Raw genomic sequence first — 26867 nt, forward strand, 5'->3', positions numbered from 1 at the left:
TTGGGACCGGACCGGGAAGGTTCCCGATCCGGTCCGTACCATTCGAATTATTTCTGAACCATTTCCCGGATTTCTTCGACGATCTCGGGATTGGCCAGGGTCATGACATCGCCGACGTCGCGCTTGTTGGACAGGGCTCCCAATACGCGGCGCATGATCTTGCCGGAACGGGTCTTGGGCATGTCCTTTACGATCCAGACCTTGCGAGGCTTGGCGATTTTTCCGATCTCTTCGCAGATCGCGTCGGAGATTTTCTTGGCCAACTCGTCGCTGGCATCGAAACCGGGTTTGAGCGCGATGTACAGATCCGGCTCCTTGCCCTTGATTTCGTGGTTCACAGGAACCACCGCCGCTTCAGCCACTTCCTGAACCACCAGGGCCGCGGATTCAATCTCCTTGGTACCGAGCCTATGGCCGGATACGTTGATCACGTCATCGATACGGCCAAGGATGCGGAAATAGCCGTCCTCGGCTTCCACGGCGGCATCGCCGGTCAGGTAGGGCCAGTCTCGCCAATCCTTGCTGTTGGGGTCTTTGCAGTAACGGGCGAAATAGGTATCCACAAATCGATCCCGATCACCCCAGATGGTCTGGAACATGCCCGGCCAGGGATTCTGGATGCAGATGTTGCCAGCCTTGCCGGCACCCTGGGGAAGCACATTACCCTCGTCGTCGTAAATGATGGGGTGGATGCCCGGCATGCCCGGCCCGGCGCTGCCCGGTTTCATGGGGGTGATGGCCGGCAGGGTGCTGCACAGAAATCCGCCGGTTTCCGTTTGCCACCAGGTGTCCACGATGATGGCCTCGCCTTTGCCGACCTCTTTGTGGTACCACTTCCAGACTTCCGGCTCGATGGGTTCGCCCACCGTGGTCATGTGTTTGAAGTGGTAGTTGTATTTGGCCGGTTCGTCGGGGCCGATTTTGCGCAGGGCGCGGATGGCCGTGGGAGCCGTATGGAAGATGTTGACGTCAAGATCCTGAGCGATGCGCCAGGAACGTCCGGCGTCCGGATAGGTCGGAACGCCTTCGTAGATCACCGTGGAGGCACAGTTGGCCAACGGGCCGTAAACGATATAGGAGTGTCCGGTGATCCAGCCGATATCGGCCATGCACCAGTATACGTCCTCGGGATGGATATCCTGGACGTATTTGGAGGTGCCGGTCACGTAGGCCAGGTAGCCGCCGGTGCCGTGCTGGCAACCCTTGGGTTTGCCGGTGGTGCCGCTGGTGTACATGAGAAACAATGGATCTTCGGCATTCATCTTTTCTGGTTCCACCCGGGCGCCGTAGTAGTTCTTGAGCAGGTCGTTGACGAAAAAGTCGCGCCCTTCCACCATGGGTTTCTTGGCGGAGTACTTTCCGGGATAGCGCTGCCAAACCAGCACTTTATCGACTTTCTGGCCTGCCTTTTCGGCATGTTCCACGGCGATGTCGGCATTTTGCCGGTGGTCGATCAGTCCGCCGCTGCGGTAGTAGGCATCCATGGTGATCAAGACGTTGCTGCCCGAGTCGACGATCCGGTCGGCACAGGCCGTGCCGGAAAATCCACCGAAAACCTGGGAGTGAATCACGCCCAGGCGGGCGCAGGCCAGCATGGTAACGGGCAGTTCCGGCACCATGGGCATATGCAGGGTGACGCGATCGCCCCGTTTCAGGCCGGCAAAATCCTTGAGCAGGGCGGCAAACTCATTCACCCGCACATACAGTTCCTGATAGGTGATATGCTGGTAGCCTTCTTCCAGCGGCTCGGGAACGAAGTGAATGGCGGTCTTGTTCTTGTTGTTTTTCAGGTGACGGTCGATGCAGTTGTAGCTGGCGTTGATCTTGCCGCCTTTGAACCACTTGTAGCAGGGTGCATCGCTGGTATCGAGGATCTCGTCCCAATATTCGTACCAGTCGAGAAGGTCGGCGTATTCCTTGTAGCAATTGGGGAAATTGTCCAGGCTGAAGCGTTCGTAAATCCCTTTATCCGTCATGTTGGCCTGGGCAATGAATTCGGTGGACGGATAGTAGTAGCCTTCCTCCTGCCAGTGCACGGCGATTTGCGCCTCTGATGTTTCGACAACTTCTTTTTCTGCCATAGGTCACTCTCCTCCGATTAAAGTTGGTATTTTTGTCGGACCCATCGTTTTCGGATGCTTTTCGTCACGACTGCGGTTGGAAAGAGCACCCTTTTATTTATCCCCCCCTTTCCTTTCTGCTGGTTCATCGTTATCCTTGGTTGAGGCGAGCAAAACTGCCCGCACCGGTTAATGGCGCAGGATCCCATGAGAAAAAATATCGAAAGCGGTGTCGAAGGTTTCCTTCAGAAAATTCTTTTCGTCATTAATGATTTTCTTACTGGTTTCCCAAAGAACGATGCCTGAAAAAAGAGACCAGAGTATATCGGCAACTGCTGTCGGATGCTTGTCCACAAACATCTTACGCTGAATTCCCTCTTCGAAAATACCGGCCATCACCTGAAGTGAATTGCGGCTCAGGGTTTGGATCTCCTTGAGCAACTGGGGCGACAAATTTTTAAGGGTTTCGCTGGATTGCATGTGGAACATATTGATCAGGATCAGTGGATCGAACTCATATACATCGAACATCGCCTCCTTGAGCGCGGTAAGTCGATCATGGGCATCTTCGAGGGGCTCTGCGTTGACATGCTCCAGTCGAATCGTCAAGTATTGAAGGATCCGCAGGGAAAGTGAGGCGTATAATTCGTCTTTGTTCTTGAAATACAAATAAAGGGTGCCGGGACTCAACTCCGCTTCTTTGGCAATGTCTTCCATGGTCGCTTTGCCGAATCCCTTTTCTGTGAAAACTCGTTTGGCGGCAACCATGATTTGTTGTCTGCGTCGTTCGCGCTCTCTTTCTTTTCTTTCCCGAATCCCCATATTTTCTGAATTCCATTTATTTCTTTGATGAGCATATATATCCTGCCTATTATTTGTCAAGTTATATTTATTCATATTTTTTGTTTTTGGCCATATTTTAATATTTGTTTTAGCATCCATTTTCCGGTGGACATCACTAACTCGGCGAAAAGGGGTTGACCGGATCGCAAAACAGAGGCCTTATTAAATGAAATTTCAATTAAATACAGGATGATATTGTTGTCGCCAGGTCGGCGTCATAGGGTGAGATATCATATGGAGTAATGCCGGCGATGGCAATTCCGTTTGTTCGGAAAGGAATCGAAGTGGGGTTGAAAAGGTCAGTCGGGTAAAAAATGGGGATGTTGGATCAGTTTATCCAGTTCCGCCTGAAGCAGACGAAGTTGTTCACAAGAATCGAAAGAGAGGTTTGCACGGTAGGTTTTCCCTTCGAAAAACCGCGGCGGTTGGAGTTGAAGTCGGGAATTCAGTTTCAACGATTTCAGCGTGTCTTCAAACGATTTTTCGGCTTGGCTCAATGACGGATACCGCATCTTTTTCAGCAGCATCCGAAGTTTTTGAACTTGCTGGGGTATGGGAGTCTCCGAGTCGTTCAAGATCGCATCGATCTTCTCGTTTACGATAAGCTCAGCGACGGTGGATCGATCCCGCTTGCTAATGTCGAGGATCGTCTCCAGCAATTCACGCTGGACGTTCAATCCTGCGGAGATCTTGGCGAAAAGGTTGCCTAAAGCAAGGGCGTCCGTATCGCTTAAGCGGTTGATCTGCAATGCGACAGGTAGGGCAATGCTTCCTGAAAGCAACCCGGCCTGCAGGGTTGCGGGCATATCGGCCACCGGCAAAATCCGCTCAATGGCCGCCTGGCTGACCGGCAATCCAGAGGCTGCCGCGATTTCCACCCAGGCTTCCGTCCGATTTACGACCCTGCGGATCAAGGCATAGGCACGGGCCTGTTCGACAACATTCAACGACCGCTGACAGGCGTTGTCGGATATGGCCATTCGAGCGCATTCCTCCAAAGAACGGGCATTAACCACAAAAGCAGGGATCTCCTTCAAGTTCATTGCTTCGGACGCCGAGATGCGCCGGAACCCGCAGACGACGCACCATGCCTTTTCCTTTTCGATCAGTACGGGAGGCTGAAGAATACCAACGCAGCGGATCGAGGGTGTCAGGTCGGATTTGTCGATTGTAGTCGTAATCTTAAAGGTACGGTCGGACGTATCGATTCGGTCCAGGGAAACGGTATGGATGTCATAATCCATGGGTTTTGCCGGAAAGCCGTGTCAAGGCTTCCACATAGCGGGCGCGCGTGTTGTCGATGACTTCCTGCGGCAGAACCGGTCCGGGAGGAGTCTTGTCCCAATCCAGGGTCAACAGATAATCCCGCAGGTATTGTTTGTCGAAGCTCTTTTGCGGTCCGCCGGGGGCATAGGTGGCCTCCGGCCAGAAGCGGGAGGAATCCGGTGTCAGGACTTCATCGATAAGAATCACTTCGTCGTCCATCAGGCCGAATTCAAACTTTGTGTCTGCGATGATGATTCCTTTTTCCGAAGCGATCCGGGCACCTTTTTTATAGATGTCCAAAGAAAGTTCTTTGACTTTATTTGCCAGCGGCGCTCCGATTCGCTTCGTCATTTCGTCAAAATCGATGTTGATGTCGTGTTTGCCCAGTTCTTCCTTGGTAGACGGCGTAAAGATCGGTTCAGGCAGTTGCTGGGATTCCACCAAATTATCGGGCAGGCGGATGCCGCAAACGGTACCGTCTTTCTGGTAGGATTTCCATCCGGACCCGGTGATGTAGCCTCGAACGACGCATTCCACCGGCAGGGGCCGGGCTTTTTTCACGAGAATGCTGCGGCCTTCCAACTCGGCGGCGTAGGGTCGGCAGGATTCGGGATAGCTTGAAACGTCGGCGGTTATGACATGGTTGTCGACCAAAGAGGCCATGATATCGAACCAATAAAGGGAGATCTGGGTGAGAACGACGCCTTTGTCCGGTATGGGATCCGGCAGGACGACATCGAAAGCCGACATGCGGTCAGTCGCTACCATGAGGTAAGCGTCCCCAAGATCGTACATATCCCGGACTTTGCCCCTTTGCAGGAGCGTAAGCGCGGAAAAATCGGTTTCACGAACAGTGCGGGCCATGTGTCTTAATTTCCTTTAGTATATAATAAGGAAGCGCGTTTGCAACGCATCCAATGGGTGTCAAATGAGGGCTACCCTTTATCGGAAAGGGCGTTGAAGGCTTCGATGTAGCGACGAAGGGTCACCAGCGATTCGTCTTCGATGGAGAGAAATTGAATGCCCGACTGGTAGCGGCCGGATTCCGCGGTGCGTGTAAAAACAACCTTTCCACGGATCGTAACCATATCCTCTTTCAGGCCGACGACCACATCCACCGTGTCGTTTTCGTTGAACGACACGTGGGTTTCCAGCATGATGCCCGATTCGGAGACATTGATGGTTCGTCCCATGCCCTGCATCAGCTCTTTATCGTTCTCATCCAGATTTACGTAGTTGAGCAGATAAATGGATTCCACTCGGCTATGTTTTCTCTTCTCGTTCATTGGAGGTCACCTTCGTTTCGGAATTTTTCGAAATCACGGAACTGCAAACCAGATCCGCAGTAACCGATATACTCGTTGCCATATTGTCGACGATGTTCTTAAAGGTCGTAGAGAGTCGATTGTATTCTTTCTGCAGCGAAACCGCCTCGATCTTGGCGATTTTTATATTCTCCGAACCATAGATGGAGGCGCCTTCCGGTTCATGACCCAGATGCAGGAACGGAACGTTACCAAAAAAATCGCCTTTATAGAGGTGGCACAATAAAACCGGGCCGCTTTTTGTCTCGCGGACAACGGCCGCCCTGCCCTGTTTGACCACGTAAAGCTGCTTCTCTTCGCTGCTGGACTGCCGGATCAGCACTTTCGTGTCTTTGAGAATTTCGTCTGTGTGGATTTTGCCTTCATGATACTCAACAATCCGATCAGTCAACTGCTTCATCCGCTTGTCCAGGCTGGTCAGAAATGTTCTGAAATCCAGCGAAAGGGCCGCATATTCCTGGGCCAGGCGCTGGGAATCCAGAACACCCAGTTGTACATTGCCCACCGCGATGGCGGTTGCCGTGCGGATGTGCCCCTGCAATAGAAACGATGCCATGCTGCCGATAAAAGATCCGTCACCGACGCGAATAATCGGAATGGGAACCGAATCCACTTCCTTGACGATATCAACAACCCCCTCGAGGATTACCCAGATCCAACTGCCATGCTTGCCTTCTTCGACGATACGCTCGCCGTCGAAAAAATCCTCCTCGTCGACGACATACATGTAGTCCACCAGGGGCCCTTTGACGATGGCGGTTTTGGAAAGGGTCTGCTTCAGTTCCGCGGTGCTGTCATGGCCGGTAGCCGGCCCAATCTTCTTGATCAGGCCGTCGTCCAGAAGTTTCATGCCCTCGAGGATGATCCCCATCCGACTTTTGGTAATCCGTTTGTCGGACATGATGGCTTCACGGGTGAATTCGAATGATCCGTTTACCCAACCGAACAGGGAGTAAAGGGCATCGAGACCTTCCAGATCGCCATTTTGGGCATTGATCGGATTGCCTTCGATGAAGTAAATGAACCCGGGTTCGGGCGCATAGCGATTGATCAGACGGAGCACCCCCGTGCTGCCGCTTGATCCGAGGAGTTGAACGATGTCCCCAAGCGACAAAAAGCCCAGGCTTCCGGATAGAACCATTCTCTCATTCATTGCCAGAACCGGTCCTTACTTGGCCCACTTGAATTCTCTTTGCAACGATTTCAGGGTCTCCATCAGGCAGGCTTTCAACGTCACCCCAACGCCGGTCCCTTTTACTGCGCTTCCGGGAAAAGACGGCACCTTCAACTGCCGGTTCAAGTCCCTCTCCATCTGCTCCACCGACATCAGCGGAATTCCTTCATCGGCAAGATCTCTTTTGTTGTATTGGATGATAAGAGGAACTTTGAAAATGCTTTTTCCGTATTCTTTGAGGTTACTCTGAAGATCCTTCAACGATATCATGTTTTTCTCACGGCGGACTTCGAGGGAGTCCGCCACGAAAACAATGCCGTCCACACCCCGTAAGACCAGTTTACGCGTCGAGCTGTATTTCACCTGTCCCGGAACGGTGTAAAGTTGTACGCGGACATCGCAACCTTTGATTTTGCCCAATCCCATGGGCAGAAAATCGAAGAAAAGAGTCCGGTCTCCTTCGGTGTTGATGGAGACCATCTCCCCGGTAACCTGTTTTTTGTAGGACTTGAAAATATATTCGAGGTTGGTTGTCTTTCCGCAACGGCCCGGGCCGTAATAAACGACTTTACACTCGATTTCCCTTTTCTTCAGGTTGAAAATGGCCATAAAGAATTTCCTTAACGGTTTGTATAATGAATGCGCTGGAGCTTCGGTTAAACAGCGATGCCGTTCTCGCTGCGTTCGCATATCGGCTATGTGCTGGCAACCTTTACATCAAGGCAGAAATCGCCCTGTTTCGGTCCGGTCTTGATTTCGGTTTTATTGGATACCACTGCCGTTCCCTTGAACATGGCGATGGGCGAGTAATATTGAACGTCGTCCAATTGGTCCCCTACCTGCAATTCTTCGATCAATCCGCGATCACCTTTGGAAATGATCAGGCTCAACATACCGCCTGACTGAAAATTGACGTCGAATTCGACCATTTTCCCTTTTTGCGTTCCGCTGGTAAAGGTAATGCCGATGGAGGTAATATCCAGAATGTCCTCTTCGGGTTCGGGCATGTTGAATTCGATACCGCCGATAGACGGCGGCTCGTCTTCGACTTGGACCGGGACATCCGGAGCGGGCAGGGTTTTGTCAATCCCTTTTCTGTCGACAATCGGCTGCAGGTAAGTTCGGATCGACTCCAGTTGACTGGCGGTGAACAGGTCGCCGGAAAACCACTGGTTGTACTGGTCGACGGCGTCGTCTACCGAGGCGATGGCAATTTTGCACCGCATGATGTTTTTCCCGGCCTCGACGCGGTAGACATCGTCTTTCAACAGGGCCTCCAATTCTACGATAGCCCGTTCGAACTGCCCGAACTTGGCCAGTGCAACGGCTTTTTCAAGGTCGTTTTCGCCGAAGAGGTTTTTGATGAGATTTTGTCCCTTTTCGGAAAGCTCGGGAGAGGAAGGCCCTGTTTCTACTTTTTCGGTCTTTTTTTCAAGCTGTTCGATTTTTCCTGAAATCATCTTCAGGAGGTTGTCCTTGTTTTTAAGCTTGTCGATCTTGTGGATCATGTCCGAGGCCGCATTGTACTTTTCTCTTGCTTCGGTAAACAGCCCCTGAGTGCGGTATAATTCCGCCTGATTCAGAAGCGATTTGATTTGCAGGCTGATATCCATTCACGATCCTGTTGAATTGACTGACCATCGAGCCGCGTCTTGTCCGACCCGGCGGATAGGGTTGAGGTTTAACCGGTTAGCCGGTGAATCGGTCATCCGCTTGAAGACCTCGCCGGTTCGTCGCGAAACGATTCCCAATGAACCTAATGTTTTGTTTCAGCTTGTGTTTTATCCTGTTTGCCCTTTTTTTGTCAACAATTGAGAACTAACTTCTTATAAAATAAACATATTGACATTATTTGGCGGTATGCTATCAAATTTTCCTTCACGCATTTCACCCGCTTAAAAAAACCGATGGATAACCCATTAACCCTTAAAGGAGCAAGTTATGGACAAAAAAGTGACCGTAGTCGGTGCCGGAAACGTGGGTGCTACCGCTGCCCAGCGACTGGCCGAAAAAGAGCTATGCGACGTCGTGTTGGTGGACATCGTCGAAGGGGTTCCCCAGGGCAAAGCCCTCGACCTGACCGAAGCCGCACCCATTGAAAAGCACGATGCCCACCTGACCGGAAGCAACGGTTACGAAGAGACCGCCGGATCGGACATCGTCATTATCACAGCCGGGATTCCCCGTAAACCGGGTATGAGCCGGGACGACCTGATCAGCACCAATGCAGGCATCATCAAAAGCGTAACCGAGCAGATCGCCAAATATTCGCCGAATGCCGTTCTGATCATCGTCAGCAATCCGCTGGATGCCATGTGCCATGTGGCCTTCGAAGCCTCCGGTTTTCCGAAGAACCGGGTGATCGGCATGGCGGGCGTTCTGGATTCGGCCCGCTTCAGGGCATTCATCGCCATGGAACTGGATGTTTCCGTAGAAAACACCCATGCTTTCGTTCTGGGCGGACACGGCGACACCATGGTTCCCCTGCCCCGCTACTCCACGGTTGCCGGAATTCCCATTACCGAGTTGATCTCCAAGGAGCGCATCGCTGAACTGGTGGATCGCACGGCCAACGGCGGGGCTGAAATCGTCGGCCTGCTGAAGACCGGAAGCGCCTACTATGCCCCGGCTTCCGCCGCCGTGGAAATGGCGGAGTCCATTTTGAAGGACAAGAAAAAGGTGCTGCCCTGTGCAGCCTATCTCCAGGGCGAATACGGGATTAACGACCTGTATATCGGAGTTCCTGTGAAACTGGGCAAAAACGGCGTGGAGCAGGTCATCGAAATCACCTTGACCGAAGAGGAAAAGACCGCGTTGATGAAATCGGCAGCCGCCGTTCAGGGGCTTAAGGACGACCTGGCAAAATTAGGTTGATATTCGTCCATAAAGGGCATCTTGCGGTCCATATCTTCGTTCTCGCTTTTTCGAAATCCTCAACGTGGTACTGCCACGCCTCCGGTTTCGAAAAAGCTGTGACCTCGATCTGAAGCCGCAATCTACCCTTTCTGAACAAATATCGCATTACAAAACTTTTCTGATGGCTTCGGCCAGAGAACGATTAATTCCGGGCAACTCACTGATTTCATCCACGGTGGCTGCCCGGATTTTTTTAATGCTGCCGAAATGCTTCAGCAGCATCGCTTTGCGTTTGGGGCCCACGCCCGCCACCTGGTCCAGTGCGGATCGGACCATGCTCCGGTTCCGGCGTTTGCGTTGAAACGTGATTGCAAAACGGTGGGCTTCATCGCGGATCTGCTGCAATAACAGCAGAAATCGGCCGTCGTGGCCCAAATTGACCGGATTGGCGCGGTCCGGCAGATAGATCTTGTCGTCGACCTCCCCTTTGCGTTCGTCTTTCTTGGCGATGCCGGCCAGATGGAACTGCCCGTCAAGTCCCAATTGCCCGATCACCGCATTGGCAATGGCAAGCTGCCCCCTGCCGCCGTCCACCAGCATAAGATCGGGCGCCGGGTTGTCCGGTCCGATCTTGCCGTAACGGCGGGTCAATACCTCGGCCATGCTGGCGTAGTCGTCCTGCCCACTGGCCGATCGGATCTTGTAGCGCCGGTACCCCGCCTTGTAAGGTCGGCCATTTTCAAAAACTACCATGGCCGAAACCGGGTTGGTGCCGCCCAGATTGGAGTTGTCGAAACATTCGATGCGCAGCGGCAGTCGGTCCATGTGAAGACGGCGCTGCAAACCTTCGAGCACCTCCGCTTCCCGGGACGCCCGCTGCAGCCGATCCCTGAGGGTGTTGTCAGCATTGTTTTGGGCCATCTCCAGCAGTTTCCGTTTTTCTCCGCGCGTGGGCCGATGGATCCTCACGCGACGCCCTTTCCATTCCGAAAGGGTCTCCTCCAGAAGAATTTTTCCGGCAGGCAGATCGGGCACCAGGACCTCTACAGGGATAACATGGGACTCCTGGTAGAACTGGCCCAGAAACTGGGCCACCAGTTCGCCTTTTTCCGGTGCGGCCTGCACTAGTTCGAAGTGGCGCACTCCCTGCAGAAACCCACGCCGCAGCGTCATCACCGTGACCAGCCTGAAGTCGCTGTTGCCGCTGATGCCAATCACGTCCCGATCCATGAAGTCAGTGGTCACCGTCACCTGGCGCTCCAGGGTTTTTTCGAGGGCGAACATGCGGTCCCTGAGTGCCGCTGCGGCCTCGAAATCCTCGTCGGACGCGGCCTTTATCATCCGGCGGCGGATCCTTTGGATCAGTTCGGGGGTGCGCCCTTTTAGAAAAAGGATCACTTCCTTAACGATACCGCTGTATTTCTTCGGATCGACGGTCAGGCAGCACGGACCCAGGCATTGTCCCATCTGATGATGAATGCAGGGACGCGTACGGTTGGCCATGCTGCGGTCGCTGCACTTGCGCAAGGGAAAGGTCTTGTTGATCAATTTTACCGTCTGCCGTACTGCAAGGGCCGAGGAGAAGGGCCCGAAATAGACCGCGCCATCCTTGGGCGTTTTACGCACGATTTCGATTTTAGGATAAACGGTTCGTGCATCGATGCGGATGGAAGGATAGCGCTTGTCATCCTTGAGCACCACGTTGAAACGCGGTCGATGGCGTTTGATCAGGTTGGATTCAAGGATCAGGGCCTCTTTTTCCGAGGCTGTCACCACCGTGTCGATGTCCGCCACCCGGGCGACCATCAGGGCCGTTTTGGGGCTGTGGGTTTTTTTGTTCTGAAAATAGGAGGTCACCCTTTTTTTCAGGTTGACGGCTTTGCCCACATACAGGATGGTCCCCTCGGCATCTTTCATCATGTAGACGCCGGGTTTATAGGAAATACCGTCGATGATGTCTTGGAGAAGTTTGGAATCGGTCGATTTCGCGGATGCTTTCATGTCAGGTAACTTCTAAAGAAGTGACATCTGCTCAGGCGCAGTTTTTCGTTGGAGCGGCTTCCAGCCGCGATGATTTTAGGACGAATCGCGGCTGGAAGCCGCTCCAACGAATCCACCACTTTCCTTTCGGGTTGTGTTTGGCCATGGGGGGGCCTGAAAAGCTTTTAAGCGTCGGTCAGGTTTCAAAAAGCAGCCGTTTTTTCAGGGAGCGGATGCGATCCCGAATTTTGGCGGCCTCTTCGAAGGCCAATTTTTTGGCCGCGGCCTGCATATCGTTTTCCAAGGTCTCGATCAATTTCTCGACTTCCTTCCCGCTTTCGAAATCGACCACAGATTCCGCCACGGTCGCCGGCTCCGCCTCCGGTATTTCGTAGGCCATGTCGAAAATATCGGTAATGTTTTTGTGAACGGTGCGGGGCGTGATGCGGTGTTCTTCGTTGTACGCCTCTTGGATGGCCCGCCGCCGGTCGGTCTCTTCCATGGCCTGCCGCATTGCGGCGGTAACGCGATCGGCGTAGAGGACCACGGTACCGTTGACGTTGCGAGCTGCCCTTCCGAAGGTCTGGATCAATGAGCGGGCAGATCGTAGAAAGCCCTCCTTGTCCGCATCCAAAATGGCCACCAGAGATACTTCGGGGATGTCGAGGCCCTCGCGCAGCAGGTTGATGCCGATCAGGGCGTCGAACTTGCCCATGCGCAGGTCGCGGATGATGTCCATGCGCTCCATGGTTGAAATATCGGAATGCAGATACCTGACGGAAAGCCCGAGATCGGTGTAGTATTCGGTCAGGTCCTCGGCCATGCGCTTGGTCAGGGTGGTGACCAGAATCCGTTCGCCGCACTGCTGGCGCGTGGTAATCTCCTGGTAGAGGTCGTCCACCTGGTTGCGAGCCCCGCGAACGTGCACCACCGGATCGATCAGTCCGGTGGGTCGGACAATCTGTTCCACCACCCGGTCATCGGCCGATTTCAGTTCGTAATCCGCCGGCGTAGCCGACACGTAAACGATCTGGTGGATTCTGGCGGACCACTCCTCGAATTTCAGCGGCCGGTTGTCCAGGGCCGAAGGCAGGCGGAAGCCATAGTTGACCAGGGTCTCCTTCCTCGACCGGTCCCCCTTATACATGGCCCGGATCTGCGGGACGGCGATATGGCTTTCGTCAACGAAAATCAAAAAATCCTCGGGGAAATAGTCCAACAGGGTCGGCGGGGGCTGACCCGGCCGTCGTCCAGTCAGATGGCGCGAATAGTTTTCGATGCCGTTGCAGTAGCCGATTTCCTGAATCATCTCCAGGTCGAAAAGGGTGCGCTCTTCGATGCGCTGAGCTTCGATGAGACGGTTTTCCTGCCGGAAGAATTCCACCCGCTGCTTCATCTCTTCGACAACAGTCTTGGTGGCCCGGTCCAGTTTGGCCTTGCCGGTGACGTAGTGGCTGGCCGGAAAGAGGGACGCCTTCTCCATGCTGCGCAGGGTGGTCCCTCGCAGCGGGTCAAACTCCTGGATGGACTCGATTTCGTCGCCGAAATAATCGACGCGGATGGCCCGCTCTTCTTCGTAGGCTGGAAAGATCTCCACTCGATCGCCGCGCACCCGGAAGACGCCGCGATGAAAGTCCATGTCGTTGCGTTGATAATGAATGGAAACCAGTTGGTAGAGCAGCCGCTCCCGGGGCAGTTCCATGCCGGCTTCGATGTCGATGCGCATGGCAAGGTAATCCTCCGGCGCCCCCAGTCCGAAAATGCAAGAGACACTAGCCACGACAATGACGTCGGTTCGCGACAGCACGCTGCGCGTGGCTGAATGGCGCATTTTGTCGATCATCTCATTGATTGACGAGTCCTTCTGAATATAGGTGTCGGTGGTGGGGATATAGGCCTCGGGCTGGTAATAATCGTAATAGCTGACGAAATATTCCACGGCGTTTTCCGGGAAAAGCTGCCGGAATTCGTTGTACAACTGCGCCGCCAGGGTCTTATTGGGCGCCAGGATCAGTGCTGGACGGTTGACCCGGGCGATGATGTTGGCCACGGTAAACGTCTTGCCGGAACCGGTGACGCCTAGCAGGACCTGACTTTTGGCGCCCTCGGCAACCTTTTTGGAAATGGCGTCGATGGCCGTCGGCTGATCGCCGCAGGGTGTGAATTCGGATACGATTTTAAAGGCTGGCATAGATGACAGTCTCGCAAAAAGTCACCAGACTTGTCATTCCCGCGCAGGCGGGAATCTATAAATATTTAAAAATAATGGGTAGCGCTAAAGCTTCACTGCGTACGCCGGCTGCGTGGGAATGACATCAATGGAATTTTTTTTATTTGGTGGTTGCTTTCCAGTGCGTGCCGTCAGCCTTGTCTTCCAGGACAATACCCTTTTCAGCCAGACTGTCCCGAATCTCGTCGGCCCGCTGCCAGTTCTTGTTTTTGCGGGCGGCTGTTCGTTCGGCCACCAGGGCGTCGATTTCCTCCGAAGAGAGGGTGATGTCCTGAAGTTGGCGGTCGGTGCGGGCGTCGAAAAAGACCTTCCAGGGTTGCTGGAGGATTCCCAGAATACCGGCCATTTTCTTCAAATCCGCAAAAAGTTCTTCGAGTTGTCCCCTGGCTTGTGTCGACAGACTTCCCTTGTCGAGAATCCGATTGCCTTCTTTGACCAAATTGAAGAACACGCCGACCCCTTTGGCGGTGTTGAAATCGTCGTTCATGGCCTCGCAGAAGTCCGACCAGTATCCGTCGGGTGAAACGGCTTCGCTGACATCGACTATACCGGCCTCCTGATCCAGCCGTTGAACAAGGCTGTAGATCTTTTCCAGGGCCTTGTCCGATTCCTTCAGATTCTGATCTGAAAAATCGATGGGGCTGCGATAGTGGTTGGAAAGCAGGAATAGACGTACGCTCTCCGGATGATAGGATTTCAGGATGTCCTTGATCATCAAAAAGTTGTTCAGGGATTTGGACATCTTTTCGTTGTCGATGTTCACAAACCCGTTGTGCATCCAGTAGCGTGCAAAAGGGGCGTTGTGAGCCGCCTCGCTCTGGGCGATCTCGTTTTCGTGGTGAGGAAAAATCAGATCCTTGCCACCGCCGTGAATGTCCAGAGTGTCTCCCAAAAAATGGCTGCTCATGGCCGAGCATTCGATGTGCCATCCGGGGCGCCCTTTTCCCCACGGGCTGTCCCAGGCGGGTTCGCCGGGCTTGGCCGCTTTCCAAAGCGCGAAATCGAAGGGATTGCGCTTATTTTCATTGATTTCGATCCGGCTTCCGGCGACCATGTCCTCCAGCTTGCGCCCGGAAAGCTTTCCGTATTGCTCGAAAGTATCCACGGCGTAATAGACGTCGCCATCCACGAGATAGGCGGCCTTTTTCTCCATCAGGGTCTGCACAATGGAGACGATGTCGTCGATGTGTTCGGTAACCTTGGGTTCGTGATCGGCCCGCTCCACGTTCAAGGCATCCATATCCCGGTAAAATTCGAGGATATACTTTTCGGCCAGTTGGATGGGGTCCATGCCCACCTCGTTGGCGCGGTTGATGATTTTATCGTCCACATCGGTGAAGTTACGGATGTAGGTGACCTGGTAATCCATGGCACGCAGGTAGCGGACCACCACATCGAACACCACCACCGAACGGGCGTGACCCACATGGCAGTAGTCGTAAACCGTCGGGCCGCATACATACATCTTGACCTGCCCGGGGATGATGGTTTCAAAGGGTTCTTTGGTCTTGGTCAGTGTGTTGTAAATCCTTATGGCCATCGGTAGATACCTCTTGGTCCAAAATTAAAGTTCGTTTGTCGTTGTTGCGGATCGAAGCAACGCCACGCACATGGCGGCGATGCCATCGCCGTGACCGATGGCGCCGAGCCCTTCGGTCGTGGTCGCCTTTATATTGATTCTGTGCCGCTCTACTGCCATGCAGTCGGCCATGCGACCGACCATATCTTCTTTATGGGGCGTCATTTTGGGAGCCTGGGCAAAAATGGTGGCGTCCAGATTGACCAGCGCCCAACCTTCTTTGGCGATTTTAGCGTAAACTGTCTTTAAAAGATCGATACTGTCGGCGCCGCGGTATCGAGGATCGGTATCTGGAAAGTGTTCTCCGATGTCGCCCATACCGGCAGCACCCAAAAGCGCGTCACAGGCGGCGTGCACCAGCACGTCGGCATCGGAATGTCCCAACAGTCCTTTATCGAAAGGGATCGTCACGCCACCGATTATCAGTGGTCTACCTTTTTCCAGGCGGTGAATATCGTATCCCAATCCGATGCGTGTCATAATTATGCGATTGTGATGGCTCCCGAAGGCGGCAATTTGCTGGTTTTTTAAAGGATAGCTTCATAGCATACCTGCAGATCTCCGTAAAGTGGCATGAGGGCAGCGATTAAATCAATCTTGCCGCCAACGGCAAGGTTTTAACGCAATATCTTTTACCGACCACAATCGATGATTTCTCCGCCACCATCTTTAACCCGGCCTTCAACTAAACCTTGACCTTGGACAAGTCACTCAAGTAGATAAGAGACCTTTCTAATGGCTGATGGCCTCTCGAAAAGTCCCAGGCTTGCCATGCCGGACTTGATAAGCCTGCCCCGGACATGTACCGGGGGCATCCAGATCTATTGAAATGACTGGATAGCGCTAAAGCTTCGCTACGTGCCCGGCGTGCGCCGGAATGACGCCCATTTGTGATTTACAACTTTTTGCGAGTCCATCAACGACTGTTGTTTTTACGCACAATCAGGCAGAGCGATTTTTCTTGGGAGATGGTAACGTGGATCTGAAACAATTTGTCGCCGGTATTCTGGAATCCGGAAGAACGGCCTTGACCGAAGCGGAATCGAAAACAGTGCTGGGCGCTTACGGCGTGCCGGTGGTGCCCGAAACCATTGCCGAAACCGCCAAAGAGGCGGCCCGGGCTGCATTGGAAATGGGTTTTCCCGTTGTGCTCAAGGGGCTTGGCGAGAGCCTACTGCACAAAACCGAAATGGGACTGGTTCATCTTCAATTGCAGGACGAACCTTCCGTAATCAAAGCGGCAGAAAAGATACTCGCCGCAGCACCGGAGGCCCGATTTCTCGTTCAACCGCAGGTTACCGGCGACCGGGAATTCGTTGTCGGCCTTTTCCGTGATCCGCATTTCGGTCCTGCCGTTCTGTTCGGGCTGGGCGGAGTCTTCACCGAAGCCCTGTCGGATGTCGTTTTCCGCCTGGCGCCCCTCACTTCCACGGATGTGGCCGACATGCTTGCATCCATCCGATCCCGTTCGCTTCTGGATTCCTTCCGCGGTCAGCAGGCGGTGGATCGCCTAGTGCTGGAAAAAACATTGATGGCACTGAGTGCCATCGCCATGGATTTTCCCGAGATTACCGAGATCGACATCAACCCCCTCATCGTTACCGCGACCGGCGAGCTCAAGGCCGTCGACGCCCTGATTACTCTGGCACCGCCGGACAATGAAGAGAAGGAATGCCACCCGGTGCCGCCTCCTGCCATGCATGCGCTCTTCTATCCGCGTTCGGTGGCCTTTATCGGCGCTTCGGCCCAAATGGGCAAATGGGGGCACATGCTGATCTGCAACACCATCGGCGGCGGCTACCAGGGCGACGTGTACGCCGTCAACCCAAAGGGAGGCACCATCGCCGGCAAAGCCGCCTATCCATCCATCGGTGATATACCCGGGAAGGTGGATCTGGCGGTGATCACCGTTCCCGCCGCACGCATCAGGGATCTGATTCCCCAGTTGAAGGCCAAGGGTATCAAAAGCATGGTGCTGATTACCTCCGGTTTCGGCGAAACCGGCGACGAAGGTAAACAGTTGGAACGACAGATGGTGTCCGAAGCCCGCCAGGCCGGCATCCTGGTCCTTGGCCCCAACACCATGGGCATCTGCAATCCTCACATCGATTTTTTCTGCACCGGTACGTCGGTCCGTCCCCTGGCCGGCTCCACGGCCGTGGTGGCCCAGTCCGGCAATATGGGCACCCAACTGCTGGCCTTTGCCGAAGAACAAAACATCGGTATCCGGGCCTTCTCCGGCTCGGGCAACGAGGCCATGATCACAATCGAAGACTACCTGGAAGGCTTCGAGGTGGACGACCTGACCCGCACCGTGATGCTGTATATCGAAAGCGTCAAGCATGGGCGCCGTTTTTTCGAAAGCGCCTGCCGGGTGAGCCGCAAAAAACCCATCGTCCTGCTCAAAGGCGGACAGACCCGTGCCGGCAACCGCGCCGCTTCCAGCCACACCGGCGCCATGGCGTCCAACAACCGTCTGTTTGATGCGGTCTGCCGCCAGGCCGGCATTGTCAAGGTGGATCAACCCATGGAGCTGCTGGACCTGTCCGCGGCCTTTTCCTCGTTGCCCCTGCCCAAGGGCAACCGCATAGCCATCATGACCCTGGGTGGTGGATGGGGCGTGGTCACGGCCGACCTGTGCAACCGCTTCGGACTGGAAATACCCGACCTGCCTTCGGAATTGATCGCCCGCATCGACGAAATCCTCCCTCCCTACTGGAGCCGATCCAACCCCATCGACCTGGTGGGAGAAAATGACACCACCCTCCCGTTGACCGTGATGGAGGAGTTGTTGAAATGGGAAGGCTGCGATGCCGTCATCAACCTGGGCATTCTCGGGCGTCGAATCTTTACCCGCCGCCTGGCCGATTGCGTAGCCAAGGCGGATCCTGCCTACACCAAAGCGTTTCTGGAAGAAGCCGTCAAGATTTTCGCTGATTTCGAGACCGACTACGTGGCCGACATTGTCCGCCTGATGGAAACCTATGAAAAGCCCGTTTTGGGCGTAAGCCTGCTTACCGACGATCAGGACGCAACGGTGTATCGCGTGGATGGCCACGACTTGAAAGCGGTGTTCTACGAAACGCCCGAACAGGCCGTAAAGGCGGTGGCGCGCATGGTCGAATACCAGCGCTTTCGTTCAAAACGGGCAGATTGAGGCAACATGCTTTTCAACTTGGACCCATCCCTGCTGATCGCCGCCACAGCCAGTTTTTTGGCCGGATTGCTGGGTTATGTGATCGCCAGGCTGTGGATCAAGCCCATCGTGGGCTACAACATCGAAAAACGCAGGCTCGATCGTGAAATCTCCCGTTATCTGCAACGGATGGGGACTGTCGAAGAATCACAGACATCGGCAAAGGACCCGGAGGTTCAGGAAATATTGAAGGCAATTCGCAAATCAGCAACAAACCTGGCCGCCCGAAACAGCACGGAACTACCCGCCTGGTATCGAATTTTTCTGGTAAGCCGGGAGGAATCTTCCGATAAAGCGATGAAATTGCTGTCCCCGCTTGCCAAAATTAAAGACCACCATCAGATCCAGGAACGGGTTGATCAGGCACGCAAGGCCTTGCGACTTTCCTAAAACGGTATTTTCAGACGTATAGCGAAAGATGAATAAACAAGAATTGAAACCCTCCATTAAAATTTTGGATCCCGATGGCAAGGATGCGCTGCATACCTTTCTCATGGCTGATGACACCATACGCGGATCGGTGATCGAAGGCACCCGGATGATCCACCGGATGCAGCGCAAGCATCAACTGGGTGTTCTGGAGGCCCTCATCCTTGGCCACGCTTACCTGGGGGCATGCCTGATGAGCGCCGGTCTGAAAGGAAAAGAGCGCCTGCAATTACAGGTGGACTGTTCGGGCCCGATAAAGGGCCTGGTCGTCGAAGCCAATGCCGCCGGGGAAGTACGTGGGTTTTTAAAAAATGTCCTCATTCCTGTGGAAAAGCCCCTGGAAGACTTCAACATGGCGCCATTTTTCGGGGCGGGTTTTTTGTCGGTCACCCGAACGCTGGAAGATGCCAAACAACCCTTCTCCGGACGGGTGATGCTGGCCCATGGGCGTCTGGCCAAGGATCTGGCCCATTACTACCTCACGTCCGAACAGATCCCAACGTCCTTCAGCCTCAGTGTAAACTTCGACAGCCGGGGAAAAGTGGATGCCGCCGGAGGTCTGTTTTTGCAGGTCATGCCCGGTGCCAACGATGGCGTCGTCGGCCGGATCGAAGATCGGGTGGTGGATCTGCCGTCCATCGGCATCGCGTTTTCCCGAGGCATCGACCCGAAGCGTTTTGTCTACGATCATCTGGGCGAATATTCTCCCCGTTTCATCGGCCATCGGGATATCGGTTTCGTCTGTCACTGCAGTCGGGACCAGATCCGCAGTGTTCTCACTATGCTGCCCATGGATGAATTGCGCGATATTCAGACCAAAGGCCCTTTTCCGGTAGAAATTCGCTGCCATCACTGCAACACCCGGTATCGTTTCGATCGGGAGCACATCGACAGGATTGTGGCGGCACGATTCGCCGACAACTAAGAAATCCAAAAGGATCGTCGCAATTTGAGCAAGGCCACCGAACCGTCCCAGCGCATCGGGTTTCCCATTGCGGGCATCACCTTTTTCCGTCTGGTGCTCAATACCTCGAAACGCTTTGCCTACCCGTTCGCACCGGTGTTGAGCCGCGGTCTAGGGGTGTCCCTGACGGCCATCACCTCCCTGATTGCAGTCAACCAGATTACGGCCCTGTTGGGGCTGCTGGTAGGCCCGATCTCCGATAGGTGGGGATACCGCAAGATGATGGTTGCCGGCATGGCCCTACTGGGCATCGGGATGCTGGCTGCCGCCTTTTTCCCCTTTTATACCGTTGTCCTGGTGGCCCTGTTTCTGGCCGGACTGGGCAAGAGCGTTCTCGATCCGGCCTTGCAGGCCTGGGCGGGCAGCCATGTCCCCTTCGACCGCCGGGCTATGGTTATCGGCATCCTGGAGACATCCTGGGCGGCCAGCACATTGGTTGGCATTCCCCTGGTGGCCGTGATCATCGACCGGTACGGCTGGCGGTCCCCTTTTCTGGTGATGGGGCTTTTGGGGGTGGCGGGAGCCGTCACCCTCTTTTTTATCATTCCCCGGGAAAAAGAGATCCCCGAAGCTGACCGGACGGTTTCGTGGGCGACCTACCTGGGAGCCTATGGGCAGCTGGTCGGCAGCAAAGCCGCTCTGGGCGCCCTGGGATACGCATTCTTCGTCAGTGCGGCAAATGACAACCTTTTTGTCGTCTATGGCGCTTGGCTGGAAAAAAGCTTTGGCCTCGGCCTCGTAGCCCTGGGGATGGGAACCAGTCTCATCGGCCTGGCCGAACTGTTCGGAGAAGGGCTCACGGCAACGGTATCCGACCGCCTCGGTTTAAAGCGGGCGCTTTTCTGGGGGCTGGGACTGACAACTTTGAGTTATTTCATACTGCCGTTTCTGGAAAGTGCACTTTCCGCCGCCTTGGTCGGTATTGCATTAATATTCCTGGCTTTCGAATTTACCATGGTGACCAGTTTTTCCCTATGCACCGAGATTCTTCCCGCTTCCCGGGCGACGATGATGGCCAGCTTTCTGGCCACGGCCGGAATGGGGCGTGTGCTGGGTGCGCTGTTGGGCGGGTTCGTGTGGCAAACCGGCGGCATCTGGGCCACGTGCTGGTTGTCCGGCGGGCTGACCATCCTGGGTATGGGTTGCCTGAAAATCGGTCTCACCGGTTGGCAGCGAAAAAGTTAACCCTTCTTGACCACGCTATGCATTTCAGGGTGAATACCGGAAAAGATAGGCCTGAATAACAGAGAACCCGAATGCAGACTGGGCCGGGACCTTCATCCCAAACGACCGGCGGATAGGTGCAGCGCGCTGATCGTCTTGGCGTCCTGAATCTCTCCGGCAGCGATCATGTCCAAACACCGTTGATATTCGACGGGATGGACATAGAGCAGTTCGTCCGCATCCAGGTCTTGCGTTGCCTTTTCCAGACCTGTGCCCAGGAAGAGGTGAATGCGCTCGTCCGAATAAGCCGGCAGTGGCGTGATTTCGGCTAATTTTTCAAAATACCGGGCCGAGTAACCGGTCTCTTCGACCAGTTCCCGCCGGGCGCAGACCAGCGGATCTTCTTTCGGATCCAATGTCCCGGCAGGGATTTCCCAGATAAATCCCCCCACCGCGTGTCGGTATTGCTGGAGCAGCAGAACCCGTCCATCCGCCATTACCGGTACAATCGCGGCCGCACCGGGATGACGGATAATTTCCATCTCCAGGGTGACATCGTTCGGTAGGGTGACGTTTTCGGCGTAAAAATCGAACACGCGGCCTTTTAGGATCAGGGTGGATCGATTGCAGACTGCTGTTTTCATTTTTCTTTCCGGTGCTCCTGTAGGATGTGATCGACCAGTTCCCGTACTGAGTGACCGCCCGGCGACTGGGCATCGGGGTTGATGGCCAGCAAGGATTCCCAGGCTTTCAGGGCACCTTTTTCATCCTTGAGATCGTGGAAGAGAACAATCCCTTTGTTGAACCGGGATATTTCGTGCTTGGGATCGATCTGCATGGCCCGGTCAAAGGCAGCGACCGCCTTTTCCGGTTTTCCGCTTCTTCGGTACATGACCCCGAGATCCGTCCATACATTGGCATTTTGCGGCTGGATGGCCAAAGCCTTTTCATAGGCCTCGATGGATTGCTCCGCCTGGCCGGCGTCGAAATAAAGATGACCCAGTTGAATCCAGGCCTCTGCGTCTTTTGGATCTTCGCTGGTGCGGGCCTTGAAAGCGTCGATATTTGCTTGCAGTTCGGCATTCATGGCCGGCGCCCCCTCCATGGAACCGGGTGCCGAAAAGGTACCGCTTTTGTAAATGCCAAAGGCAACCCCACCGACAAATCCGATCAACAATGAAACCACTACAAACCAGATCACGTTTTCTGATTTTACGTAGCCGTCTATTTTCTTTGAGCTCATGGTTCTCCTTAATTTTTGGCCAGGCTGTCCGATCTTTCGAACGGCCGGCATCGATTCTGCGATAGAGGTTTTGTTTCGAACGGGTCGGTGATACCCAATTCCAGGGTAAAAGACAAGAATGCCTTCTACAGCATCCGTTGTGGATTACAAAGAGGCCTTTTCCCCGGCTGCTGTCCGGGAAAACTTTTGTTGATATTCGGGAATTTCGATCATCGGCGGCCGTTCGTGCTGCTCCAGAAGAAAATTTTCAGGCTTCAAGCGGTCTCGGACCAATTGATACTGAATCATCTCATCGTGGATCTGCTGCTGGATCTGCATCCGCTCTAATGTCTCCATACGGTTGAGGAAGGTTTTGATGATGACAAATGCCATCCGTCCCAGGGCCTTGGTGTCCTGATTTTTGTGTACCCTTCGATCCAGATCCACCTGGGCCATGACATCCAGTCCCCATTTACGATGGATGTCGATCAGCATACCGGTTTCAACGCCGTAGCCGATGTGGAAAGGAATTTTTTCGAAAATGCTGCGATACCCCGCGTATTCACCGGAAAGTGGCTGCAGGAATTGGGTCATGTCCGGCATGAACATGGAAAAAAGCGGTCGGGTAACCAGTTCCGTGACCCGGCCGCCGCCCGTGGGGCGCAGTTTGTTTTGTCCGATGGCAATGGGTCGGTCGTAAAAGGCTTTGGTAAAACGGATACGATCCCCGAGCAGTAGCGGGCCCAGCAATCCGTAGGCGAAACGATGATGGATGTTTTTGATGTCGGCGTCGATATAAATAATAATATCGCCTCGGGTCACATAAAGGGCCTTCCAGAGATTTTCTCCTTTGCCTTTGAATTTTTCCATCTGCGGCAGGATGTCGTCCGCCTGGTAGACCGTAACGTCATAGGAGCGGGCGATCTTTCGGGTATCGTCCGTCGAACCGGAGTCGATGACAACGATTTCGTCCAGCAGTGGATAGCGTGTCATCAGCTCCGATTTCATGATGACGATCTCTTTGGCGATGGTCCTTTGCTCGTTCAGTGTCGGAAGGCAAAGGGAAATGGACAGGTTCTTTTCGTGTTTGGCCGCCACCAGACGTCCGATATCCTTGAACTCGCTGTGATGGAAGGTGTTGGTGTCAATCCACTTCTCATTCATCGCAGGCTCCCTTGTCCATGGCCATCAGAAGGGCCGGAATTTGAGCGATACCTTTAACCATCGGTTCAATTTCGATCATGGCACCGTCCTGGTGGAAATTTTCTCCCAGTGTCAATCCGATGGTGACTGACGGGATGCCGTTTTGCAGGAAAATGGACAGGGCCGTTTCGCTGGGGTCGCAGACCGCTTCCACCTCCAATCGCCGGAGAATGCGCGAAGCGCATTTGACCAGCGGGTGGTTGTGCTGCAACTGGGTAGCGTTGAGATTGCTGATGCGATCCAGCTTGATTTCAACCGCAAAGGACTTATTGATGCCATCGACGATATCATGGATATCGCTGTACAGTTCCCGGACCATCTCATCGGAGTCGCTTCGGATTTCGAAGCCGATCATGGCGTCGTAGGCGATTTTACCGTGGTTGAAGCCGCCCGATATCTTGCCGATGACGATCTGGGTTCTGGGCTTCTGGGGCAACCGTAGGCCGAGAATTGCGTTGATCACCTCATTGATCACCAGAATTGCGTTGGGCGTGTGATGGCGTCCCAACTGTTTTTCGGCGGCGATGCTGCAATTGATTACCCCCCGGATCATGGCCGAAGAATAATAGTTCAAACGCCCCAATTCCACGCTTTCCAGGCAGATGGCCCCACGGATCGGCCCCGGCCAGGCACGCAGCAAGCGGCGGATGCCCCTTAAATTGCCCTTTCCCAGGGATTGCACGGGCGCCACCAGGACGATATCCGACTCGAAGGTCAGATCCAGTTGCCGAAAAATTTCGGGCAGGGAGGCCAGCACGCCCACGGCCGCTGAATTGTCCGAAACGCCGACGCCGCTGATGATCTTATCGGTCACCTCATAATGCTGGTCCGTCTCGAGTTCCGAAAAGGTGTCCAGGTGGGCGACGATAAAAATCGCTCCCTTTTCCTTCGCGGTTCCCCGAATGACCCCCACCGGATTGCCATAGTCGTCGATGACGCATTCGTCCGTGTTGAATTCGGACAATCGCTCGACCAGACACTCTGCACGCCTTCTTTCCTGAAAGGTGGGGGCCGGAATCTGTCCGACCAGGACGATATTGCTGATGATGATTTCGCGAATCTTGCGTATCCGGTCGACAAATGTCGGCAATGCGTTGAGATAGTCTTCCATGTGGCCCTCAACTGTTCGATTGGCCGGCGGCTTCCGCCAGTTGGTTGAGATGGGTGACGATCCAATCCGGAGAAACGTCCCGAAACGGTTCGTCTTCGTAGCGGAGCCGAAGGGAGCGTCGGTCTCCGGCAAACAATGCAGTACGAAACCCGGCTTCGGTGGCCGGCCGGATGTCGTTGCGCATGTCGTTGCCCACGTAAAGAACCGATTCGGATGGTATTCCCATGGATTGAAGGGCCGCTTTGGCACGGTTAAATAAGGTTGCCGAAGGTTTGGCACAGCCTTGCTGCCAGGAATAAAAACGCAGCCGCGGATCGAAGGCCGAGTCGTACAATTCCTTTCCGAAGAGCCACGCCAGCACGATGGGGGTGTAAAATTGCGCGTTGGAGATGATTCCCATCGGAATTCCCTTTTTTTTGCACAACCGGGCCAGCGTCCCGGCCCCGGGCATGGGGAAAACGGGATTGGTGATCAGCTCGTAGGCCAAGGCAAACGCTTTCACTAAGGAAAGATCCCGAAGTTCTATAATTTCCTGCCATATTCTCACGATGTCCACTTCCGGGAAATCGACGCCCTTTGCCTGTTGGCTGCGATGCTCCGCCTCGATGCCCCGGCGCAGCATCGACTGGAGCTTTCGGGGCGCATGTGCTATTTCATAGCGCTTCAGCAGTTCCGGCAACCGATCCATCCCGGAAGGCTGTGCCTGCACCAGCCCGATCTCCCCTGCCCCGCTGACCAGCAAGGTTCCGTAGACGTCGAAAAGGATCGCGCCACAGGGGCCCATCTTCGGCAGATTCGCACGCATCCCGGTGGCAATCGGTTCGAGTGGCCCCAGGTAGCGTCGACAAATATCGTCAAAATCCTCCATAGGCAGCCCATTTGAGAAGGGAAAAAGTTTCGGGCCTGAAAAACGAGTGCAGCAGGATCTTTTTATCGATGGTATGCCGGACCGGTTGGCTGACCACCCGGTCGTAGATCTGCAGGAGCCGGTCACGGTAGCGGTCCATTCCGTAACGATCCAAAGCGACCCTGCGATTTTTTTCAATTACGCCCGGGACTGCCACTCCTTCCCTGGCATCGGACAGCCATGGGTTGGTTCGGATCAGTTCCTCTTTCGCGAAGGGTGAAGCAATCAACCGGGAAAGGATCTGACGCTGGAATGCCTCGTCCAGCATGCCGAAATCGATGGTTTCCCTGCCGGTCAGATGATCGAAGGCTTTCGATACGGTGGCATCCGAAATGGTTAAACCGAATCGGTTGGCAGCCCGCAGGACCGCTTCGCGCCAACGGTTGGAAAAATCATCCCGATCGATCCAGTCCAGGGGTACATCGATACGGTCGTAAAGGGTTTGCAAATCGATGCCGCTTTCTTCGTAATCGCTGCAGATATCAGGGAGCCGGCGTCCCAACAGCGGTTTTCCAGTGGTCCACGTCTCGAGATACGCCATCCCGAAACCTTCGGAAACGCTGGTGGTGATCATCGACTGCGAGGCAGCGACAATGGATGCAAAGGGCGTTTTTCGGCCGACCTCGAAATCGACGGACAAGCCGTTGACCGAAGACCAGGCCACCCAATCCCGATAACTGGCTATATCTTCAGGGCTGTTGGGTGGTTGGGTGATTGCCAGACGCTGTCCTGCTTTGAAAAACAGGGAAAGCAAAAGTGCCTCCCCCAGGTTCTTGCGCCGAATAGCCCGCACCGGGTAAAGGACCTGTTTTGTCTGTTGCCGGTTCGAATCCACGGGCATGCCCAGGACCGCATTGGGAAGACAGTGAAGCCCCGAGTTGTCCAATCCGGCAGCCTTGAGTATGGCCTCGTCGCGCCGGTTGATCACCCCGTAGTGGCAATCCTCTGGGTAGGGCTCGTCGAAATAGACCTGGGGCCTGCCATCTTCCGCAAGGTCGTGAATCTGAAGAAAAAGAGCGATTCCGCTATCCTGCAGGCGCCGGATAACTTGCAGAAATCCCCTGTTTTTGGCCAGGGTCGGATTGTGGATGTGCAGGATATCGCACCCGTCGGACCATTTGCGAAGCAACGCCCTGCGCACCTGTTCGGCAACCCGCTCGGGCGGCAATTGCGGCTGCCCCGACCGATCGTATCCCAAACCGGGAATCTCCTCCACCTCACAAGGCAATTGTGTGTCCGCCCGGTCCCCCGTCAAAACGAAAAGGTCGCAAGCGTCGCCAAGCGCGGCGATCTGCCGTTTTATAACGGTAGTCACCCCTCCGGTCTTGAGGTGATAGTGAACAAGGGCAATCTTCATG

Annotated in this window: 23 protein-coding genes; 5 read left to right on the top strand and 18 right to left on the bottom strand. The window is 54.5% G+C overall.

Features of this window, described 5'->3' with window-relative positions:
• Positions 1 to 47 precede the first annotated feature (47 nt).
• From acs to GN111_RS04865, 8 genes are all read right to left on the bottom strand, one after another.
• Entirely contained in the window at positions 48 to 2081 is a 2034-nt protein-coding gene (gene acs, locus GN111_RS04830) for an acetate--CoA ligase (RefSeq protein WP_155302666.1), read from the bottom strand.
• A gap of 168 nt (positions 2082 to 2249) precedes the next feature.
• Entirely contained in the window at positions 2250 to 3002 is a 753-nt protein-coding gene (locus tag GN111_RS04835) for a TetR/AcrR family transcriptional regulator (protein WP_231715673.1), read from the bottom strand.
• A gap of 200 nt (positions 3003 to 3202) precedes the next feature.
• Entirely contained in the window at positions 3203 to 4147 is a 945-nt protein-coding gene (locus tag GN111_RS04840; protein ID WP_155302667.1) for a ParB/RepB/Spo0J family partition protein, read from the bottom strand.
• The gene (locus GN111_RS04845) at positions 4137 to 5033 is read right to left on the bottom strand and encodes a phosphoribosylaminoimidazolesuccinocarboxamide synthase (protein WP_155302668.1); all 897 of its coding nucleotides are present in this window, start codon (positions 5031 to 5033) and stop codon (positions 4137 to 4139) included. Before GN111_RS04845 ends, GN111_RS04840 begins: the two co-directional genes overlap by 11 nt.
• Positions 5034 to 5104: 71 nt before the next feature.
• Positions 5105 to 5455, bottom strand: coding sequence for a PilZ domain-containing protein (locus GN111_RS04850; protein WP_155302669.1), 351 nt, complete (start codon positions 5453 to 5455; stop codon positions 5105 to 5107).
• Positions 5433 to 6647, bottom strand: coding sequence for a cyclic nucleotide-binding domain-containing protein (locus tag GN111_RS04855; RefSeq protein ID WP_155302670.1), 1215 nt, complete (start codon positions 6645 to 6647; stop codon positions 5433 to 5435). Before GN111_RS04855 ends, GN111_RS04850 begins: the two co-directional genes overlap by 23 nt.
• 15 nt (positions 6648 to 6662) lie before the next feature.
• Positions 6663 to 7277 (bottom strand): GTP-binding protein, encoded by a 615-nt coding sequence (locus tag GN111_RS04860; protein WP_155302671.1) that lies wholly within the window; start codon positions 7275 to 7277, stop codon positions 6663 to 6665.
• 86 nt (positions 7278 to 7363) lie between these two features.
• A complete protein-coding gene (locus GN111_RS04865) occupies positions 7364 to 8281 on the bottom strand; it encodes a hypothetical protein (RefSeq protein ID WP_155302672.1) in 918 nt (305 codons plus the stop codon).
• Positions 8282 to 8609: 328 nt separating this feature from the next.
• Here GN111_RS04865 and mdh point away from each other — a divergent pair, with 328 nt between their 5' ends.
• A complete protein-coding gene (mdh, locus tag GN111_RS04870) occupies positions 8610 to 9542 on the top strand; it encodes a malate dehydrogenase (RefSeq protein WP_155302673.1) in 933 nt (310 codons plus the stop codon).
• 147 nt (positions 9543 to 9689) lie between these two features.
• Here the strand turns inward: mdh and uvrC are convergent, their stop codons facing one another.
• From uvrC to ispF, 4 genes are all read right to left on the bottom strand, one after another.
• Positions 9690 to 11525 carry an excinuclease ABC subunit UvrC gene (gene uvrC, locus GN111_RS04875; RefSeq protein ID WP_155302674.1) on the bottom strand — a complete coding sequence of 612 codons (1836 nt, stop codon included), beginning with the start codon at positions 11523 to 11525 and terminating at the stop codon, positions 9690 to 9692.
• A 175-nt stretch (positions 11526 to 11700) separates the two neighbouring features.
• Positions 11701 to 13695, bottom strand: coding sequence for an excinuclease ABC subunit UvrB (uvrB, locus tag GN111_RS04880; protein ID WP_155302675.1), 1995 nt, complete (start codon positions 13693 to 13695; stop codon positions 11701 to 11703).
• Between the two features lie 139 nt (positions 13696 to 13834).
• Positions 13835 to 15274 carry a cysteine--tRNA ligase gene (gene cysS / locus GN111_RS04885; RefSeq protein WP_155302676.1) on the bottom strand — a complete coding sequence of 480 codons (1440 nt, stop codon included), beginning with the start codon at positions 15272 to 15274 and terminating at the stop codon, positions 13835 to 13837.
• A gap of 24 nt (positions 15275 to 15298) precedes the next feature.
• Positions 15299 to 15793 carry a 2-C-methyl-D-erythritol 2,4-cyclodiphosphate synthase gene (gene ispF / locus GN111_RS04890; RefSeq protein WP_155302677.1) on the bottom strand — a complete coding sequence of 165 codons (495 nt, stop codon included), beginning with the start codon at positions 15791 to 15793 and terminating at the stop codon, positions 15299 to 15301.
• Positions 15794 to 16289: 496 nt separating this feature from the next.
• Between ispF and GN111_RS04895 the strand changes: the two genes are divergently transcribed.
• The 4 genes from GN111_RS04895 to GN111_RS04910 are packed head-to-tail and all read left to right on the top strand — an operon-like array spanning position 16290 to position 21087.
• The gene (locus tag GN111_RS04895) at positions 16290 to 18470 is read left to right on the top strand and encodes an acetate--CoA ligase family protein (RefSeq protein ID WP_231715674.1); all 2181 of its coding nucleotides are present in this window, start codon (positions 16290 to 16292) and stop codon (positions 18468 to 18470) included.
• Positions 18471 to 18476: 6 nt separating this feature from the next.
• Positions 18477 to 18899: an SNARE-associated domain-containing protein gene (locus tag GN111_RS04900; RefSeq protein ID WP_155302679.1), complete on the top strand. Its 423-nt coding sequence runs from the start codon at positions 18477 to 18479 to the stop codon at positions 18897 to 18899.
• Positions 18900 to 18927: 28 nt separating this feature from the next.
• Entirely contained in the window at positions 18928 to 19863 is a 936-nt protein-coding gene (locus tag GN111_RS04905; protein WP_155302680.1) for an Hsp33 family molecular chaperone HslO, read from the top strand.
• A 24-nt stretch (positions 19864 to 19887) separates the two neighbouring features.
• Positions 19888 to 21087, top strand: coding sequence for an MFS transporter (locus GN111_RS04910; RefSeq protein WP_170302129.1), 1200 nt, complete (start codon positions 19888 to 19890; stop codon positions 21085 to 21087).
• A 92-nt stretch (positions 21088 to 21179) separates the two neighbouring features.
• On the opposite strand, the gene GN111_RS04915 is transcribed toward GN111_RS04910, so the two are convergent.
• The 6 genes from GN111_RS04915 to GN111_RS04940 form a co-directional block, all read right to left on the bottom strand.
• Positions 21180 to 21710, bottom strand: a complete 531-nt coding sequence (locus GN111_RS04915; RefSeq protein WP_155302682.1) for an NUDIX domain-containing protein — start codon at positions 21708 to 21710, stop codon at positions 21180 to 21182.
• Positions 21707 to 22309, bottom strand: a complete 603-nt coding sequence (locus GN111_RS04920) for a tetratricopeptide repeat protein (protein ID WP_170302130.1) — start codon at positions 22307 to 22309, stop codon at positions 21707 to 21709. Before GN111_RS04920 ends, GN111_RS04915 begins: the two co-directional genes overlap by 4 nt.
• A gap of 144 nt (positions 22310 to 22453) precedes the next feature.
• The gene (locus GN111_RS04925; RefSeq protein WP_155302684.1) at positions 22454 to 23452 is read right to left on the bottom strand and encodes a glucosyl-3-phosphoglycerate synthase; all 999 of its coding nucleotides are present in this window, start codon (positions 23450 to 23452) and stop codon (positions 22454 to 22456) included.
• The gene (locus GN111_RS04930) at positions 23445 to 24602 is read right to left on the bottom strand and encodes a zinc-binding metallopeptidase family protein (protein WP_155302685.1); all 1158 of its coding nucleotides are present in this window, start codon (positions 24600 to 24602) and stop codon (positions 23445 to 23447) included. Before GN111_RS04930 ends, GN111_RS04925 begins: the two co-directional genes overlap by 8 nt.
• 7 nt (positions 24603 to 24609) lie before the next feature.
• Positions 24610 to 25470 carry an HAD family hydrolase gene (locus tag GN111_RS04935; RefSeq protein ID WP_155302686.1) on the bottom strand — a complete coding sequence of 287 codons (861 nt, stop codon included), beginning with the start codon at positions 25468 to 25470 and terminating at the stop codon, positions 24610 to 24612.
• Positions 25457 to 26866 carry a glycosyltransferase family protein gene (locus GN111_RS04940; protein WP_155302687.1) on the bottom strand — a complete coding sequence of 470 codons (1410 nt, stop codon included), beginning with the start codon at positions 26864 to 26866 and terminating at the stop codon, positions 25457 to 25459. Before GN111_RS04940 ends, GN111_RS04935 begins: the two co-directional genes overlap by 14 nt.
• Between the last annotated feature and the right edge of the window lies 1 nt (position 26867).

Origin of the sequence: Desulfosarcina widdelii, assembly GCF_009688965.1 — a bacterium.
GTDB lineage: Bacteria > Desulfobacterota > Desulfobacteria > Desulfobacterales > Desulfosarcinaceae > Desulfosarcina > Desulfosarcina widdelii.